The following is a 17,705-nucleotide window of genomic DNA, read 5'->3' as shown; positions in this document are numbered from 1 at the left end:
AGGTGGGGGTGATGCTCTGGGTGGGGGGCATGGATGTGATCGCCGGGCGTATCTCTGGCGGCGAGCTGGCGGCCTTCGTGTTCTACAGCCTGATCGTCGGCAGTGCCTTCGGTACCTTGAGCGAGGTGATCGGCGAGCTGCAGCGCGCCGCGGGCGCCGCCGAGCGTATTGCCGAACTGCTGGCGGCACAGAGCGCGATCCTGGCGCCGCGCCAGGCCGTCAGCCTGGCGGGCGGCCGCGCCAGTGGCGCCATCGAGTTGCGCGACGTGCGCTTCGCCTACCCGTCGCGCCCGGCGGTGGCCGCCATCGATGGCCTGAGCCTGCAGGTGCAGCCCGGCCAGACGGTCGCCTTGGTCGGCCCGTCGGGCGCCGGCAAGTCGACCCTGTTCGACCTGTTGCTGCGCTTCTACGACCCCCAGGGCGGCAGCATCCTGCTCGATGGCCAACCGATCACCGGCCTGGCGGTGGCCGAGCTGCGCCGCCAGTTCGCCCTGGTGGCCCAGCAGCCGGCGCTGTTCCGCGGCACGGTCGAGGCCAACATCCGCTATGGCCGCCCCGAGGCCAGCCAGGCCGAGGTCGAGGCGGCGGCGCGCAGTGCCCATGCCCATGAGTTCATCGCCCAGTTGCCGCAGGGTTACCAGACGCTGTTGGGGGAGGGCGGCATCGGTTTGTCTGGCGGCCAGCGCCAGCGCCTGGCGATTGCCCGGGCGCTGCTGGTGGATGCACCGATCCTGCTGCTGGACGAAGCCACCAGCGCCCTCGATGCGCAAAGCGAGCACCTGATCCAGCAAGCGTTGCCGCAGTTGATGGCCGGGCGCACCACGCTGGTCATCGCCCACCGCCTGGCCACGGTGCAGCATGCCGACCGCATCGCGGTGATCGACCAGGGACGCCTGGTGGCGGTGGGCACGCACCGCCAGTTGGTGGAGGAAAGCCCGCTGTATGCACGCCTGGCGGCGCTGCAGTTCAACAATGGCTGAGGCTGTCGCGAGCTTGTAACAATTCTGTAGCAATTGCCTGAGAGTATCTGGCTCAGCTGTTGCGTATGTGCTCGACCTGGCTGCTATCGATCGATGGCAGCTTTTTTTTGGCCTGCGAACGAGGACAAGGATGTCTGTAGTCGGCGGCGCTTTCGTGCCCGCTTCCTTACCTCCTTGTTCCGAGATCCACGATGTTGCGTAAATCCCTCAGAGTGCAAATTCTCACCCTGCTCGGCGGTAGCCTGGCGGCGATGCTGTTGATCGCCCTGGTGTGCTTCCAGTTCCTGTCTTCCAGCGTGCGTGGCTATGCCCAGCTGGTGGATGGGCCCTTGCAGGCCTCGCAGTTGATCGATGAAGCCAACCTGCAGTTCAAGATCCAGGTGCAGGAGTGGAAGAACGTGCTGCTGCGCGGCCGCCAGCCGGCCGAGCTGGACAAGTACTGGCAGCAGTTCCAGGCCCGCGAGCAGCAGGTTCAGACCCTGCTCGGCCAATTGATCGACAGCAGCGACCCGGCGCTCAAGGCGCGCCTGGAACAGCTCAAGGCCAGCCACCGGCAGTTGGGTGCGGCGTACGCACAGGGCCGCCAGGCATTCCTCGCCGCCGGTGGTGACCCGGTGGCCGGCGATGTGGCGGTCAAGGGTGTGGACCGCGCCACCAGCGACCAGATGAGTGCGTTGGTCGAGCAGTTGCGCGGCGACGCCCGTGGCCGTGCGGCCGAAATCAACGCCGACGCCGAGCGCACCGTGTGGCTCGGCGTGCTGGTGATGCTGGCGTCGGCCGTGCTGGTCGGGCTGCTGAGCCTGTGGCTGATCAACCGCAGCCTGGTCGAGCCGATTCGCCAGTTGATCGACTATGTTGCCCAGCTCAGCCAAGGCCGCTTCGGCGCGCGGGTCGACAGCCGCCGCGAGGACGAGCTGGGGCGCCTGGCGCGAGCCGCCAATACCCTGCGCGACTTCCTGGCCGACACTGTCGGCCGGCTCAAGGACAATGCCGAAGAGCTCGAGAGCGCCAGCGGCCAGCTGCGTAACATCGCCGGCGACATGGCCACCGGCACCCATGACCAGTTCCAGCGCACCGACCAGGTCGCCACCGCCATGCACGAGATGTCCGCCACTGCCCAGGAGGTGGCGCGCCATGCCGCCGAGGCGGCGCGTGCGGCGGACGACGCCGACCACAGTGCCCAGGCCGGCGAGCAGGTGATGCAGCAGACCATCGACATCATTGGCCTGGTCAACCGCGAGATCGCCGGCACGGCTGCGGTGATTCGCCACCTGGAGAGCGACAGCTCGCGTATCGGCAAGGTGCTCGAGGTGATCCGCGGCATTGCCGAGCAGACCAACCTGCTGGCGCTCAACGCTGCCATCGAGGCGGCGCGCGCTGGCGAGGCCGGGCGTGGCTTTGCGGTAGTGGCGGACGAGGTGCGCAGCCTGGCACAGCGCACGGCGGCGTCGATTGCCGAGATCCACCAGATCATCGAAGCGGTGCAGTCCGGCGCGGTCGAGGCGGTCAAGGCCATCGAGAGTGGCCAGCAGCGCAGTGAAGAGGGCGCCGAGCAGGTGCAGCAGGCTGGGCAGATGCTGCAGCGCATCACCCTGGCGGTGGAGGCGATCCGCGACATGAACCGGCAGATCGCCACGGCAGCCGAGGAGCAGACCAGTGTCGCCGAGGATATCTCGCGCAACCTGATCGAGATCACCCGCATCGCCACGGCCAACCAGCAGGCGGTGCAGCATACCGAGCAGGCGGGGCAGCGGTTGCATGGTTTGTCGGGGCAATTGGGCGAGGTCACCTCGCGCCTGACCGCCTGAAGCGCCTGCTGTGGGGGAAATCCGCCATCCGTGCAGGATCTTTCCCCCCGGCTGTGGCGGTTTGTCGCCATGCGACCCGTTGTCGCCCCCATGAACATTGGCCTGCAACCGGTTGGCACGCTCTCTGCTATCGAGGCCGCGCTTACACAACAACCGGATAGATCCAATGAAGAAAATCCTGCTGACGCTCCTGTGCCTGGGCGTCATCGGTTGCTCCAAACCCGCGGAGCCAGAAAAGACTGTCGATGTCCTACTGATCGGCGGCGGCATCATGAGTGCGAGCCTGGGGACCTACCTCACCGAGCTTGAGCCGAACTGGAAGGTCGACGTCTACGAACGCATGGACCAGGTCGCCGAAGAGAGCTCCAACGCCTGGAACAACGCCGGTACCGGCCACTCCGCCTTCTGCGAGCTGAACTACACCAGCGAAGGCAAGGACGGCAGCATCGACATCAGCAAGGCGGTCAACGTCAACGAGCAGTTCGAGGTGTCCAAGCAGTTCTGGGCCTATCAGGTCGAACAGGGCGTGCTGAGCAACCCGCCATCGTTCATCAACAACGTGCCGCACATGAGCTTTGTCTGGGGTGACGAGAACATCGCCTTCCTGCACAAGCGCGTGGCGGCGCTGCAGCACAGCTCGCTGTTCCGCGGCATGCAGATTTCCGAAGACCGCGAGCAGATCCGCCAGTGGGCGCCGCTGGTGATGGAAGGGCGCGACCCCGGGCAGAAAGTCGCGGCCACACGCATGGCCATCGGTACCGACGTGAACTTCGGCGAGATCACCCGCCAGCTGTTCGCCTCGATGACCCGCAACCCCAATGTCCAGCTGCACCTGAGCCATGAAGTGCGCGACATCGTGCGCAATGAAGACGGCAGCTGGAACGTGCGGGTGGCCGACCTGGCCAATGGCGGCACGCAGACCAGCGTCAAGGCCAAGTTCGTGTTCATCGGCGCCGGGGGCGGTGCGCTGAAGCTGCTGCAAAAATCCGGCATCCCGGAGGCCGAGGGCTATGCCGGCTTCCCGGTGGGTGGGCAGTTCCTGATGACCGACAACCCGGACACGGTTGCCCGGCACCAGGCCAAGCTGTACGGCAAGGCGTCGGTCGGCGCGCCACCGATGTCGGTGCCGCACCTCGACACCCGGATGATCGATGGCAAGCAGGTGCTGCTGTTTGGCCCGTTCGCGACCTTCTCCACCAAGTACCTGAAGCACGGCTCGTTGCTGGACATGTTCGCCTCGCTGACCCGCCACAACGTCAGCCCTATGGTGCATGCCGGTATCGACAACTTCGATCTGAGCACCTACCTGATGGGCCAGCTGATGCTCAGTTTCGATGACCGCATGGCGGCCCTGCGCGAGTACTTCCCCAACGCCAAGAACGAGGACTGGACGCTGTTGCAGGCCGGTCAGCGGGTGCAGGTGATCAAGCAGGACCCTGTACACGGCGGCATCCTGCAGTTCGGCACCGAGGTGGTGGCCGCCGAGGACGGCAGCATCGCCGCGCTGCTGGGCGCCTCGCCCGGCGCGTCGACCGCCGCGCCGATCATGCTGACGGTGCTGGAGAAGACCTTCAAGGACCGCATCAAGAGCCCTGAGTGGCAGGCCAAGCTGAAAGCGATCGTGCCAACCTACGGCCAGAAGCTGAACAACGACCTGGCGTTGACCAACAAGACCCGCGAGTGGAGCAGTGCCCGGCTGCAACTGCTGCATGTGCCGGTAATGCCGGAGGCGACTGTAGCGGGTTCGCAGTGACCCGCTGATAGCGGTGCTGGCCTCATCGCCGGCAACCGGCTCCCACATGGATTGCACGAGCCCCGTAGGAGCGGCCTTGTGTCGCGAAAGGGCCGCAGCGCGGCCCCAGGATTTCAGCGTGAACGTAGAATTGCCGGGGCAGCTACGCAGCCCTTTCCGGCCGGTCCGGCGCCCCGGCAAGGCCGCGCCTACAGAGGAAATGCGCAGGACAGTTGCTCCCACAAAATTTTGCGACCCCTGTGGGAGTCGTGGTACGCCGCTGCGACTTGCCGGCGATGAGGCCAATGTAAGCAACTCAAGTCGCCTGTTTGCAGGCAACAAAAAACCCGCACAAGGCGGGTTTTTTGTTGGGATCTGGTCGGAGAGACAGGATTCGAACCTGCGGCCTTCTCGTCCCGAACGAGACGCGCTACCTGGCTGCGCTACACTCCGATGGCCAAAATGCTACTGCATCGTTTTTTTCAACGCAACCCCTTGTTGCAAAAAGGAGTTGCGTCGAAAAGCAGAGGCTGGATCACAGCTCTTTGACCGTGCGGATCTGGTCTTTGTTGATGCGCGTGCGCTTGCCGTCAAGCTGTTCAAATTCGTAGAAGCCGGAGTCTTCGTCATAGCTCGGGGTATCCACCGCCTGGATCTCGCGGCCGTCGTTCAGCGTGATGACGGCGGGCGAGGCGCAGCCGGCGAGGGCGCCCAGGCCCAGGGCAAGCAGGAAAGCGGGAAGGGTCCGTTGGATCATCGTGTTTCTCCTGGTATGAGGGTGCTAGATGACATTAGGACGCAGGGCGTCCACGCAAGTTCCTTGCACAGTGCAGCATAGTGCCCAGGCTCGGGCATTGACCGGGAACAACGGCGGGGCAGCGTTCGGCTGGCCTGTGATATAACAGCGCACATCCCAGTTTCCCTGCGACGGACCCCCATGAAAGCCAAGGCAGATACTCCCTTCGTGCCGCTGAACATCGCTGTGCTGACGGTCAGTGACACCCGTACCTTCGACACCGATACCTCCGGCCAGTTGTTCGTCGACCGCCTCACGGCGGCGGGTCATCAGCTCGCCGCCCGGGTGCTGCTCAAGGATGACCTGTACAAGATCCGCGCCCAGGTCGCGACCTGGATTGCCGATGACCAGGTGCAGGTGGTGCTGATCACCGGCGGAACCGGTTTCACCGGCCGCGACAGCACCCCGGAGGCCGTGGCCTGCCTGCTGGACAAGCAGGTCGAGGGCTTCGGCGAGCTGTTCCGGCAGATCTCGGTGGCCGATATCGGCACCTCGACCGTGCAATCCCGCGCCCTGGCCGGCCTGGCCAATGGCACCCTGGTGTGCTGCCTGCCGGGCTCGACCAATGCCGTGCGCACGGGTTGGGATGGCATCCTCGCCGAACAGCTCGACGCGCGCCATCGCCCGTGCAATTTCGTCCCGCACCTGAAGCAGGCGGCGGCCTGTGACAGCCGTGGTTGAGGCCGCACCCGCCCGGCCGTTGATGCCGGTGGAAGAAGCCCTCGAGCGGCTGCTGGCGCTGGCCGAGGCCGCGCCTATCAATGACACTGAAGCAGTCGCGCTGGCCGATGCCGAAGGCCGTGTGCTGGCGCGTGAGCTGGTGGCCGGGCTCGATCTGCCGCCCTGGCCCAACAGCGCCATGGATGGCTATGCGTTACGGCTGGGTGATTGGCAGGGCGAACCGTTGCCGGTGACCCAGCGTATTTTTGCTGGCCACGCGCCGCTGCCCCTGCAGCCAGGCACCTGTGCCCGTATCTTCACCGGTGCACCACTGCCCGAAGGGGCCGATTGCGTCGAGATGCAGGAAAACGCCGAAGTGCTGGAAGATGGTCGGGTGCGCTTTCTAGAACCACTGGTTCTCGACCAGAACGTGCGCCCCAAAGGCCAGGAGACCCGCGCTGGCGAGCAGGTGATGAGCGCCGGCACACGCCTGGGGCCGATCCAGCTGGGGCTGGCGGCGACCCTGGGTTTTGCCCGCCTCGACGTGGTTCGCCGGCCCAAGGTGGCGGTGCTGTCCACCGGCGACGAACTGGTCGAGCCCGGTTTGCCGCTGGGCCCGGGGCAGATCTACAACAGCAACCGGCGCCTGCTGGTCAGCTGGTTGCAGCGCCTGGGCTGTGAGGTGGTGGATGCTGGCATTCTGGCCGACGACCTGGACCGCACCCGCCAGTGCCTGGCCGGGTTGGGCGATGTCGACCTGATCCTTTCCACCGGCGGCGTGTCGGTAGGCGAGGCCGACTACCTTGGCCTGGCTCTGCGCGAGGCCGGTGAGCTGGCGCTGTGGAAGCTGGCGATCAAGCCGGGCAAGCCCCTGACCTTCGGTCATTACCAGGGTGTGCCGGTCATCGGCCTGCCGGGTAACCCCGCCTCGACCCTGGTCACCTTCGGCCTGCTGGCCCGCCCTTATCTGCTGCGCCGCCAAGGTGTGGCCGCTGTCGCGCCGCTGCGCTTCAGCGTGCCGGCGGGCTTCGACTGGCCCAAACCGGGCAATCGTCGGGAATACCTGCGGGCACGCATCGAAGACGGCCAGGTACGCATCTACAAGAACCAGAGTTCCGGCGTGCTGCGCAGCGCTGCCTGGGCCGAGGGGGTGGTGGAGGTGCGTGAGGGCAGCATGCCGCGCCAGGGCGAGCTGGTGCCGTTCATTCCTTTCAGCGAGCTACTCGGCTAGCACCCCGGCGCTGGGCGATGCGCCTGCCGGGGCCAACTGGGTCAGGCGCATGTGCACGTTTTCCAGCTGTTGCGCCGCGACACTCCAGTCGTGGCGCTGGCGGGCGAACTGGCGGCCTGCCTCACCCAGTTGGGCCATGCGCCAGGGCTGGTTGAGCAGCTGGGTGATCAACAACGCCAGTTGGCCGCTGTCGTCGCTACCCAGATAGTGCTCGCCATTGTTGGCCGCCATGCCCGAAACGCCCTTGCCGGTGCTGATCACCGGCAGGCCTGCAGCCATCGCTTCGAGGATTTTCACCTTGGAGCCACCGGCATAGCGCAGCGGTGCAAAGAACAGGGCCGAGCGCCGTTGCAGTTCGCGCAGGTCAGGGCGGTAGCCGACCCACTCGATGCGTGGGTCGTTCCAGTGCAGTTTCCAGCTGGCGGGCAGCGCGTGCCCGGCGATGGCCAGGCGTACGGCCGGGTTGCTCATCCATACCTGTGGCAGGATCTCCTCCAGGGCCCATTCGATGGCCTCGAGGTTTGCCCCGTATTCGAAGTTGCCGACGAACAGCAGGCGCTGGCTGTGGGGGCACGGCCGCACGGCCTCGAAGTAGTCGCAGTCGACGCCATTGACCACCACGTTGACCGCGCGCCCGCTGATCTGCTCGATCAGCTCGGCATCGTGGTTGCTGACTGCCACCACTTCGCTGGGTTGGCGCAGCACGCGCTGCTCCCAGCGCCGGTAGCGCCAGCGGTCGAAGGCATTGAAGGGGCGCAGCCACAGCGGCAGGCGGTCATGGCAGGCGCCGCCCATCACCGATTCAAGCGTGTGCTCGCTGAGCATGAAGGGCAGGCCACGGGCCTGTAGCGCCTTTTCGAAGGGCTGGAAGCTGTAGCTGTGCTCGATCTGGATTACATCCCAGGGTTCATCCAGCAGCTGCTCGAAGCGATGCCGCAGGCACGGCGCCAGGCCATTGACGATGGTCCGCATGGGGTAGTCGATTATCGGTGAGGCCAGCAGGTTCAGGGGGCTGTGCAGCGGGCGCCGGGGCAACACGATCAGGCGTTCGAGCAAGGGCTCCAGGGCTTCGCGCGCAGCGTCGCCCAGCGGGACCTTGGACTGCACCAGCAAGGTGATCCGGTGACCACGCTGCGCCAGATGGCGCAGCAGGTGGTATTGCCGGGTCTTGCTGCCGCTGGTGGTTGGCCAGGGCAGATAGGGCAAGGTCCAAAGTATGCGCATGAGCCCGATTCCTCAAAGCTTGGCCGGCTGTCGGCCCTGGAAGGCACGACGCGCCCACTGGCAGTCAACCGATGGCGGCTGCCGGGGCGCGTCCATAGATATCAGTAAAGCGCACGATGTCGTCCTCGCCCAGGTACTCGCCGCTCTGCACCTCGATCATCACCAGGTCGATGACGCCGGGGTTGGTCAGGCGATGAGTACGGCCGGGCTTGATGAAGGTCGACTCGTTGGTGTCGAGCAGGAACTCCTCTTCACCATTGGTCACAAAGGCCATGCCGCTGACCACGATCCAGTGTTCGCTGCGGTGATGGTGCATCTGCAGCGACAGCGATTCGCCAGGGCGGACCATGATGCGTTTGATCTTGAACCGCGCGCCTTCCTCGAGCACGGTGTACAGGCCCCACGGGCGGTTGACGCTGCGGTGCAGGCGGTAGGCGTCGTGGCCCTGGCGCTTGAGCTGCTGGGCGATCAGCTTGACCTCCTGGCTGCGGGCCGCATCGGCGATCAGCAGGGCGTCGGGGGTGTCGATGACGATCAGGTTGTCCAGGCCCACGGCGCCGACCAACCGACGGGGCGAGTCGATGTAGCAGTTGCTCACGTCGTGCAACACGGTTTCGCCATTGCAGTGGTTGCCCAGCTCGTCGGCGGGGCGCAGTTCGCGTACCGCTTCCCAGCAGCCGATATCGCTCCAGCCCATGTCACAGGGCAGCACCGCGACCCGGGAGGAGGGTTCCATCAGCGCGTAGTCGATGGAAATATCGGTTACCCGCTCGAAGCTGTGCGCATCGAGCTCCACCTGCAGGCCGGCCGAGCCTTGCTTGGCCTCGCTCTGGGCCAGGCAGTGGGTGACGCTTTGCAGAATCTCCGGCGCGTGCAGCTGCAGCTCGTGCAGGAGGGTGTCGACACGCAGGCAGAACATGCCGGCGTTCCACAGGTGACGGCCGCCTTGCAGGTAGGCCTGGGCGGTCGCGGCGTCGGGCTTTTCGACGAAGCGTTCGACCTGGTAGGCGCCGCCACTGAGCGGCTGGCCTTGTTCGATGTAGCCAAAGCCGGTCTCGGCGCGGGTCGGCTGTAGTCCGAAGGTCGTCAACCAGCCTTGGCTGGCCAGCTGCCGGGCCTGTTCGACGGCCGTGGCGAAGGCGTCCTGGTCTTCGATCAGGTGGTCGGCAGGGAGCACCAGCAGCACGCTGTCTTCGCCATGCACGCGGGCACAGTGCAGCGCAGCGGCGGCGATGGCGGGCGCGGTATTGCGGCCGAACGGTTCGAGGATGAAATCGAGCGCCACCCGCTGGCTATCCACCTGCCGGTACTCGTCCTGAGTGCGGAACACCACTTCGCGGTTGGTCACCGTGAGTACGCGCTCCACCCCTGGCAGCGTGCTGGCGCGCAGGAAGGTTTTCTGCAGCAGGCTGATGCCATCGGCCAGGCGCATGAAGGGCTTGGGCATGGCCTCGCGGGAAACCGGCCACAATCGGGTGCCAGCACCGCCAGCGATGATACAGGGGATCAGAACGCTCATAGTCATAGCCTCTACTCAGGGCGCTGGGGGCAGCGCAACGAACGGAAATCACGACCTGTCAGGCATCTGGCGGCAAAAAGTCAATAAAATGACTTTTGTGAGCGGCATCGTCCTTGAAGGCCAAATATTTGTCGAATGATGCGCCTGTAGCCTTGGGCTTTCAATGTCAATCGTGTGAAGTCAGCTTTAATCGCGTAGCTCAGGGAGCAATCTCTGGTTCATGGTGGTCGAGATTGCGGTAGGGCTTTTCCATGGAGAACAACGATGAATGAGCGCAAGGCACTGCTGATCCTGCATGGCAAACAGGCAACCAACGACGAGGTGCGCGAGGCTGTGGGGCAACTGCGTGAGCGCGGCTGGCAGCTGGAGGTGCGCCTCACCTGGGAGGCTGGCGACGCCCGGCGCCTGGTCGAGGAGGCACAGGCCGCAGGCTATCCGCTGGTGGTGGCAGGTGGTGGTGATGGCACCTTGCGTGACGTGGCCGAGGCCGTGGCACAGGGTGCCGCCGACACTCGGCCAAGCCTGGCGCTGCTGCCCCTGGGGACGGCCAATGACTTCGCCAGGGCCGCCGGGGTGCCGTTGGAGCCGGCGGCGGCACTTGCGCTGCTGGACGCGCCGGCGCAGCCGATCGATCTGGGGCAGGTGGGTGACCAGCTGTTCCTCAACATGGCGACCGGCGGTTTTGGCAGCCAGGTCACGGCCAACACCTCGGAAGACCTCAAGAAAGTGCTGGGGGCGGCGGCATACCTGTTCACCGGCCTGTCGCGCTTCAGTGAGTTGCAGGCCGCCTCGGTCACTCTGCACGGGCCGGGTTTCGAGTGGCAGGGCGATTTGCTGGCACTGGGCATCGGCAACGGGCGCCAGGCCGGTGGCGGGCACGTGCTGTGCCCGGACGCCAAGGCTGACGATGGCCTGCTGGACATCGGCATCCTGCCGGCGCCGCAGGAAATGGTGGGGGCTTTGCGCGGGCTACTGGCGGGGGAGGAGCTGTTCGTCCGGGCGCGGCTGCCATGGGTGGAAATCAAGAGCGCCCAGGGGTTGGACATCAACCTCGATGGTGAGCCGCTGCAGGCCGACAGCCTGCGCTTCGAGGCCAGGCCCCGGGCTTTGCGCCTGCACCTGCCGGCGGACTCACCGTTGCTCAGTCATCCAGGCTGATGATCTTCTCGCGCACGGCGAACAGCACCAGGCCCGCCACGTCGTAGATCTGCAGGCGTTTCATGATTTGCGAGCGGTGGGTTTCCACGGTCTTGATCGACAGCCCCAGGCCATTGGCGATTTCGCGGGTCGATTTGCCGCGCACGATCAGGCGCAGGATCTCCAGCTGGCGAGCGGTCAGGTTGTGGCGTTCATCGTTGGGTTGCTTGCCGCTCTGCGCGCGCAGCAGCGCCTGATTGATCACGGTGTGGGCAATGGCGGGGCTCAGGTAGCGTTCGTTGTTGCGCAGTGCGGTGAGGGCCTGCTCCAGCTCGGTCGCGGTGGTGTCCTTGAGCAGGTAGCCATGGGCGCCGGTTTCCAGGGCGCGCATGATCAGGTCGGGGTCGGTGTGCATGGAGAGCATCAGCACCTTGCACGGGCAGGCGCTGGCGCGCAGTTGCGCCAGCGCGTCGAGGCCGCTGGTCGAGCGCATGGAGATGTCCAGCAGGACGATGTCCGGTGCCAGGCGCATGACCTGCTCCAGCAGTTGGCTGCCATCTTCTACCTCGCCGACCACCAGGTAATCGGGCAGGTCCGATACCAGTGCACGTACGCCGGCACGAATCAGTGAATGGTCATCTACCAGCAGCAGTCTACACGTCATGATTTGGGGAGGTCCTGGCGCGTTCCTGGTTGCGTGGGGGCCAAGGGAACAGGGCATCGATCTGGCAGCCGCGGCCGGGGTGGCTGTTGACGGTCAGGCTGCCTTGCAGGGCAGTGGCCCGTTCCTGCATGCCGGCCATGCCACGTTGGCCGGCTTCGGCTGGGGCATGGGCGGGCACGAAGCCGCAGCCGTCGTCCTGAATCGACAGGGCAAGGCCTGGCGGGGTGCGTTGCAGGCGAATCAGCAGATTGCGAGCATTGGCATGGCGCAGCACGTTGGTGACCGCTTCCTGGGTGATGCGGAAGGCCGCCATGGAGACTTCTTCGCTGATGCCACCCAGGCGCTGGTGGCAGTCCAGGCTCCAGTGCAGGTCGCTGCTCTGCAGGGTGCTTTGCAGGTGCGCGCGCAGGCTGGCCTCAAGGCCCAGGCTGGCCAGCTGCCGGGGGTTGAGGATGGCGGACAGGTCGCGAACGTTGCCCAAGGTATGGTCCAGGGTGCTGCGCAGGGTCGTGCACTGGGCCTGCAACTGCTCGGGCACCCGGCGTTGCAGCCAGTCGAGCTGCAGCTTGGCGGCGGTCAGCAACTGGCCGATATCGTCGTGCAGTTCTCGGCTCAGGTGCTGGCGCTCGCTCTCCTGCACTTTGAGCATGCGGTCCGCAAGCTCTGCCGGGCGTAGGCTGATCGAGTGTGCGCCGTGGCGCAGCTGCCAGGCCACGCCGAGCATCGCCAGTACCTGTAGCAGCAGCAGGCTGCCGGGCAATGGTTGCGCGCGCCAGTAGAAGAGCAGGTTGGCTGCCAGTGAGGCCAGGCACAACAACGCGGTTGCCCAACGCAGCAGGGCGATGCTAGAGCGGCAGCGCTGGAAAAACGTCAAGCCTGGGAACATAGAGAGGGAGGCCAATAAGTTATTGCTGTTGGAGGCGTTACACAGGTTTGGGCAGAGGTTTGGCGTCCCGTTTTCAAGTAAGCATCGGGGACGAATGCAATGGCCCGGTATCGACGGAGCGCCCGTTCGAGTGCGCGCATGTTAACACTTCGGTTTGCTTTGGTCGCGGGGGTGCAACTGCTTGAAACCTCGGAATTTACTGGCTATTGCGGAGCCTATGGGTAGCTCGCGGGGTGGCACAGTGCCACGACCTGGAGGCGGGAGCGGGAGGGGTAAGTGCAACTAAGGTCAACCCTGATGTACAGGTTTCAAATAAGTTGTACAACTTTGCAAGTTGGACAATGGTCCAGCCTAGTTGCAACACCAGCGCGGGCTGTTAGTTGCCGGCCGATGCGCTTTTAACATTAAAGGCCTGGACTTGCCTGCCCGGCATGTACGGACGTGCAGTTGGCGTCGGTGTTCGGGGGTTGCCCAAGTGCACAGGCCAGCTCGTTCAACAGCAGATGTTGTTCTTCACTGTCCAGGCCCAGGCGGCCGGTAAACGGATCAACCAGCTCCAGTTGCCACGCCAGCAGGGTCAGGCAGGCTGCCAGTGCCGGCAAGGTCTTGCCCTGCAAGTGTCGCTGCCTGCAGGCAGGGGCGAGCAGCTGTTGCAGGGTGCGGGCGTAGTGGGCCACTTCAAGCAGGCCAAGGGCGTCGGCCTGCAGGGCCAGTAGGTCGAGGCTTTCGTCAAGGCAGTGGCAGGCATCAGGGTCGTTGCCGATCAACTCGAGGTGTTGCAGGCATTCCTGCGCCTTGCTCAGCAGGGCTTGCGCATCCAGCAGGAAGCCCTGCAGGGCGCTGCTGGGCAGTGGTGCGTTTTCCATTCAGGTCACTCCAGCGCGCAGGGCTGGAGCAGGGGTGGGCCACACTTGGAAGATCGCGAGCAAAAGCCTGACTCCATTCATGCATTGAGAATGGCGTCACATTAATGGCTAAAGGATATTGCGAACATCAGGTTGCACCCGATTGCGTGTAGGGGTTTCCCTGATGAAGATGTGGGCGGGTGCTTCGTTGCGGGGATTGGATTGCACTGGGCGTGGCGGCAGTAAAGCATGATGGTAAAGTGATATCAATCGCTGCCGCGGCTTTTTCCGTTCGGGGTCAAGCTGCGCGAATTGCCGCCGATACAGGGCGGATGCAATCAATTTTCCCGACACTAGCCAGGGGGTTGTCCAAATGGCCGGCATTCTCGACACGGTAGACCAACGTACGCAACTGGTAGGTGAGAACCGCCTGGAAATCCTCATGTTCCGTCTGGCTGGCCGGCAACTGTTCGCGATCAACGTGTTCAAGGTGCAGGAGGTGCTGCAACTGCCCAAGCTGACGCTGATGCCGCAGCGCCACTCATTCGTCTGTGGCGTGGTCAACCTGCGGGGGCAGACGCTGCCGGTGATCGACCTGTCCCAGGCGATCGGCATGCGACCACTGCAGCCAGGGCCAGGCAGCACCATCATAGTCACCGAGTACAACCGATCGGTGCAGGCTTTCCTGGTGGGCGGCGTCGACCGGATCGTCAACATGAACTGGGAGGCCATCATGCCGCCGCCGACCAGTGCCGGCCGCCAGCACTACCTGACGGCGATCACCAAGGTCGAAGAGCAGCTGGTGGAAATCATCGACGTGGAGAAGGTGCTGGCCGAGATCGTGCCCTACAGCGCCAAGGTATCCCGTGACAAGCTCGAAGACCCGGTGCTGGCCCGTGCCCGTGGCCGCGAAGTGCTGCTGGTGGATGACTCCAGCGTGGCCCTGGCGCAGTTGCGCGATACCTTGTCGCAGCTGGGTGTGAAGTTGCACGTGGCCAGTGATGGCCTGAAGGCGCTGCGCCTGCTCAAGGGCTGGGCCGATGCCGGGGAGGATGTCTGCGAGAAGCTGCTGATGATCTTCACCGATGCGGAAATGCCCGAGATGGACGGCTACCGGCTGACCACCGAAATTCGCAATGACCCGCGCCTGCGCGGCCTTTACGTGGTGCTGCACACCTCGCTGTCGGGCAGTTTCAACGAGTCCATGGTGAAGAAGGTCGGTTGCGACAACTTCCTCTCCAAGTTCCAGCCTGACCGCCTGGTGGATGTGGTGCGTCAGCGCCTGAGCCTGGATACCGCTTCGGCCTGATACCCGTATCACCGGTGTCCGGTATAAGCTTGGGCTTTTACTGGCGCAGGGTGAGGCAGGGATGATTCTGAGTGCGTTGTATCGTTACCCGGTGAAGTCGACGCAGGCGCAGAGCCTTCAACGCTCGCCCGTTGACAACCTGGGCCTGGACGGTGATCGACGCTGGCTGGTGGTGGAGGCCGAGAACGGTCGCTTCCTCACGCAGCGGGCGTGGCCAGCGCTTGGGCAGATAACGGCCGACTACGGCGTGCATGGCCAATTGCTGCTCTCGGCACCGGGGCGGGAGGCATTGGAAGTGCCAGTGCCATCTGCCGACGATGACTTGCGTGGTGTCACCATCTGGCGTGACACGCTGCGCGTGCCCGATGCGGGGGATGCCGCAGCGGCGTGGCTCAGCGAGCTGTTGGGCAAGGCGGTGCGGCTGGTGCACTGCCCTGACCAGCGGGCGAGGTACTTGCCTAGCGGTTATGGCCTGAACAGTGACCGCGCCGCATTCCCTGATGGTTTTCCACTGTTGTTGATCGGTCAGGCGTCCCTGGACGAGCTGAGCGCGCGAATCGGCCGGCCCATGGAAATGCTGCGTTTTCGCCCGAACCTGGTGGTCGAAGGCGCCGAGGCATTCGCCGAAGACCGCTGGAAGCGCATCCGCATTGGTGACATGACCTTCCGCGTGCTCAAGCCCAGCGTGCGTTGCATCCTCACTACCCTCGACCCCGCCACGGGCGAGCGCAGTCCGGACCGTGAGCCGCTGACCACGCTCAAGACGTTCCGCGAGAAGGAAGGGGATGTGCTGTTTGGCCAGAACCTGGCGGTGGATGGTGCGGGGGAGTTGAGGGTGGGGATGCCCGTCGAGATCATCGAGTAGCGGCTTGTGGGAGCGGCGAACCCGCGCTCCCACGGACGATTGCTTACATATCGTCGAAATACCGCTCGTGCCAATCCACCAGGGGTTGCGGTGAATTGAGCTTTTGCCCGTAGATGACCGAGTACGACAGCACGTTCTGTACGTACTGGCGTGTCTCGTCGAACGGGATCGACTCGACCCAGACATCGAAGCTCAGGTGCTTGGCGCCCTTGAGCCATTGGCGCACGCGGCCGGGGCCGGCGTTGTAGGCGGCCGAGGCCAGCACACGGTTGCCGTTGAACTGGCTGTGGACCTGGCTCAGGTAAGCGGCGCCGAGCTGGATGTTCTTGTCCGGGTTGAGTACCTGGGCCGGGGAGGCCAGCGGGATGCTGAACTTGCGTGCGGTCTCCTTGGCGGTGGCGGGCATCAGCTGCATCAGGCCGCTGGCGCCGACGCTGGAGCGGGCGTCTTCCATGAAGGCGCTTTCCTGGCGGGTGATGGCAAAGACCCAGCTCGAGTGCAGGCCACGTACCTTGGCTTCGCGCACCAGGGTGTCGCGGTGGGCCATGGGGAAGCGGATGTCCAGGTCGTCCCAGTACTGGGCCTGGCTGATGGTGCGGATCGCCGGGAAGTACCAGCGCATGTCGTAGGCCAGGCGCGCCTGGGCGACCATTTCGTCACGGCTGAAGTGGCGGCTGACGTGGTACCACTCGCGGCGCCCTTCGACGATCTGGCCACGGGCGTGGAACTCCAGGGCGCGGCGCACGCCGGGGGTGTTGCGTACCTTGTTGATCACCTGCTGGCTGAGCAGCAGTGGCTTGTTGTTCAGCTGGTAGGGCGTCTGTGCCCGGTCGGCGGCGAGGAAGCCATAGAAATCACGCTCGCGGGCCACGGTTTTGTACAACAGCGGGATCTGTGGGTTGTTGGGTTGCGCCAGTTCCAGGCTGCGCGCCTGCCAGTACTTCCAGCGACTGCTGCTGGCCAGGTCCTGCGGCAGGCGCTTGCTCAGCTCGTAGGCTTCTTCCCAGCGCCCCAGGCGCAGCAGCAGGCGCATGCGCCACTCGCTGACGGTGTTGTCCCGCAGTTCGGGGTCGTAGCGGGTCATGAGGTCCAGCGCGCGCGGGTCGTAGCGACGCGCGAGCGTGAGGCCGATCTCGCGGGCGATGGCGACCTTCTCGTCGCGGGAAAAATGCATGCGCTGGGCGTAGTCATCGAGCAGCGCCATGGCTTGCTCCGGGTCCTGGCGCGCCAGGCGACGCAGGCCGAGGCTGACCACGTCGGACATGGCCTCGTTGACCGGGGTGAAGCGCGAAGGCTGGTTGAGCAGCTCGGGCTTCTGCGCCACATCGATCAGCAGCTTGCCCTGAGGGGCCAGCGTGGTGAGGGTTTTCACCAGGTTGTTGGCCAGCCCGTAATTACGTGCCTGGGCCGCCAGCTTGGCACGTTCCCAGCGTTTGGCCTCGGTCAGCTGACCTTCGGCGGCCCACATGGCGAACAGCGTGTCGCAGGCCTCTGGCTGTGATTTGCCGACGTTCCACAGTTTGTCTGCCGTGGCGAAGCCTTGGGGGCGTTGGCCATGGCTGAGCTGATACTGGCCGTTGAGGCAGTCCAGCTCGGTGAAGTTGAGCTTGGGGTCGTAATATTTGACAAAGGTGTTCCATTCGCCGCGTTCGGCCAGCCAGCGCAACCAGCGCAGCTTCATCCAGTTGGCCTGGGGCAAGTCGCCGTGGGCGGCGAGGAAGCCTTCGATTTCCTCGTTGCTGGCGCTTTTGAGCCGGGCGGTCAGCTCGTCATACGTGAGGTAGGGCGTCAGCGGGTAGTCGCGCAGGGCTTGCGCGTAGCGCAGGTAGGGGCCCTTGTCGCCTTTGGCCAGGGCGCGCTTGGCTTCGTCGTAGTACTGGCGCTGCTGGGTGATATCGATGGCCTGGGCGGCACTCGCCGCAGTGGCGGTGAGCAACAGGCAGGAAGCAATTTGTAACAGGCGGCTGCGCATGATACGTCCGGGCAGTTGAACCATAGAGAGTGACGGCGGAGCCAGCACTGTTGGGTATTACTGCCTAGCTTAGCCGT

General features: G+C 64.9%; 15 protein-coding genes, 1 tRNA gene and 1 pseudogene. 9 read left to right on the top strand and 8 right to left on the bottom strand.

Annotation, left to right across the window (positions count from 1 at the left end; translation table 11 throughout):
* The 4 genes and pseudogenes from L6D77_RS21640 to mqo form a co-directional block, all read left to right on the top strand.
* Positions 1 to 980, top strand: a 980-nt coding sequence (locus L6D77_RS21640) for an ATP-binding cassette domain-containing protein (protein ID WP_236170145.1), incomplete at its 5' end; no start/stop codon positions are given.
* Between the two features lie 191 nt (positions 981 to 1,171).
* Positions 1,172 to 1,855, top strand: a pseudogene (locus tag L6D77_RS27580) (methyl-accepting chemotaxis protein); the annotation flags it as partial.
* 165 nt (positions 1,856 to 2,020) lie between these two features.
* Positions 2,021 to 2,788, top strand: a complete 768-nt coding sequence (locus L6D77_RS27575) for a methyl-accepting chemotaxis protein (protein ID WP_373870616.1) — start codon at positions 2,021 to 2,023, stop codon at positions 2,786 to 2,788.
* A gap of 166 nt (positions 2,789 to 2,954) precedes the next feature.
* The gene (mqo, locus tag L6D77_RS21630; RefSeq protein ID WP_232880041.1) at positions 2,955 to 4,541 is read left to right on the top strand and encodes a malate dehydrogenase (quinone); all 1,587 of its coding nucleotides are present in this window, start codon (positions 2,955 to 2,957) and stop codon (positions 4,539 to 4,541) included.
* A 355-nt stretch (positions 4,542 to 4,896) separates the two neighbouring features.
* Here mqo and L6D77_RS21625 read toward each other — a convergent pair.
* Positions 4,897 to 4,973, bottom strand: a tRNA-Pro gene (locus tag L6D77_RS21625).
* A gap of 82 nt (positions 4,974 to 5,055) precedes the next feature.
* Entirely contained in the window at positions 5,056 to 5,277 is a 222-nt protein-coding gene (locus L6D77_RS21620) for a YgdI/YgdR family lipoprotein (RefSeq protein WP_110993561.1), read from the bottom strand.
* Between the two features lie 180 nt (positions 5,278 to 5,457).
* Here L6D77_RS21620 and moaB point away from each other — a divergent pair, with 180 nt between their 5' ends.
* Positions 5,458 to 5,997 carry a molybdenum cofactor biosynthesis protein B gene (gene moaB / locus L6D77_RS21615; protein ID WP_232880040.1) on the top strand — a complete coding sequence of 180 codons (540 nt, stop codon included), beginning with the start codon at positions 5,458 to 5,460 and terminating at the stop codon, positions 5,995 to 5,997.
* A complete protein-coding gene (locus L6D77_RS21610) occupies positions 5,981 to 7,207 on the top strand; it encodes a molybdopterin molybdotransferase MoeA (RefSeq protein WP_232880039.1) in 1,227 nt (408 codons plus the stop codon). The genes moaB and L6D77_RS21610 overlap by 17 nt, the downstream gene beginning before the upstream one ends.
* Here the strand turns inward: L6D77_RS21610 and L6D77_RS21605 are convergent.
* Together L6D77_RS21605 and L6D77_RS21600 are read right to left on the bottom strand one after the other, a co-directional pair.
* A complete protein-coding gene (locus tag L6D77_RS21605; protein ID WP_232880038.1) occupies positions 7,196 to 8,431 on the bottom strand; it encodes a glycosyltransferase family 4 protein in 1,236 nt (411 codons plus the stop codon). The genes L6D77_RS21610 and L6D77_RS21605 overlap by 12 nt on opposite strands.
* A gap of 64 nt (positions 8,432 to 8,495) precedes the next feature.
* Positions 8,496 to 9,950 (bottom strand): mannose-1-phosphate guanylyltransferase/mannose-6-phosphate isomerase, encoded by a 1,455-nt coding sequence (locus L6D77_RS21600; protein WP_232880037.1) that lies wholly within the window; start codon positions 9,948 to 9,950, stop codon positions 8,496 to 8,498.
* Positions 9,951 to 10,214: 264 nt separating this feature from the next.
* Between L6D77_RS21600 and yegS the strand changes: the two genes are divergently transcribed.
* Positions 10,215 to 11,108, top strand: a complete 894-nt coding sequence (gene yegS, locus L6D77_RS21595) for a lipid kinase YegS (RefSeq protein ID WP_232880036.1) — start codon at positions 10,215 to 10,217, stop codon at positions 11,106 to 11,108.
* Here the strand turns inward: yegS and L6D77_RS21590 are convergent.
* From L6D77_RS21590 to L6D77_RS21580, 3 genes are all read right to left on the bottom strand, one after another.
* Positions 11,092 to 11,751 carry a response regulator gene (locus L6D77_RS21590; protein ID WP_232880035.1) on the bottom strand — a complete coding sequence of 220 codons (660 nt, stop codon included), beginning with the start codon at positions 11,749 to 11,751 and terminating at the stop codon, positions 11,092 to 11,094. The two genes, yegS and L6D77_RS21590, sit on opposite strands and share 17 nt — an antisense overlap.
* Positions 11,741 to 12,637 carry a sensor histidine kinase gene (locus tag L6D77_RS21585; protein WP_232880216.1) on the bottom strand — a complete coding sequence of 299 codons (897 nt, stop codon included), beginning with the start codon at positions 12,635 to 12,637 and terminating at the stop codon, positions 11,741 to 11,743. The genes L6D77_RS21590 and L6D77_RS21585 overlap by 11 nt, the downstream gene beginning before the upstream one ends.
* A 404-nt stretch (positions 12,638 to 13,041) precedes the next feature.
* Entirely contained in the window at positions 13,042 to 13,503 is a 462-nt protein-coding gene (locus L6D77_RS21580) for a histidine kinase (protein ID WP_232880034.1), read from the bottom strand.
* 352 nt (positions 13,504 to 13,855) lie between these two features.
* Here L6D77_RS21580 and L6D77_RS21575 point away from each other — a divergent pair, with 352 nt between their 5' ends.
* On the top strand, positions 13,856 to 14,791 hold the full coding sequence (locus tag L6D77_RS21575; protein ID WP_232880033.1) for a chemotaxis protein CheV: 936 nt from the start codon (positions 13,856 to 13,858) through the stop codon (positions 14,789 to 14,791).
* Between the two features lie 61 nt (positions 14,792 to 14,852).
* On the top strand, positions 14,853 to 15,656 hold the full coding sequence (locus tag L6D77_RS21570; RefSeq protein ID WP_232880032.1) for an MOSC domain-containing protein: 804 nt from the start codon (positions 14,853 to 14,855) through the stop codon (positions 15,654 to 15,656).
* Between the two features lie 43 nt (positions 15,657 to 15,699).
* Here the strand turns inward: L6D77_RS21570 and L6D77_RS21565 are convergent, their stop codons facing one another.
* A complete protein-coding gene (locus tag L6D77_RS21565; RefSeq protein ID WP_232880031.1) occupies positions 15,700 to 17,628 on the bottom strand; it encodes a transglycosylase SLT domain-containing protein in 1,929 nt (642 codons plus the stop codon).
* Positions 17,629 to 17,705 lie beyond the last annotated feature (77 nt).

The sequence above is a fragment of the Pseudomonas parasichuanensis genome, assembly GCF_021601385.1.
GTDB classification, from domain to species: domain Bacteria; phylum Pseudomonadota; class Gammaproteobacteria; order Pseudomonadales; family Pseudomonadaceae; genus Aquipseudomonas; species Aquipseudomonas parasichuanensis.
Note: the sequence above shows the minus strand (reverse complement) of the source record. Positions and strands in the feature narration are given on the sequence as shown.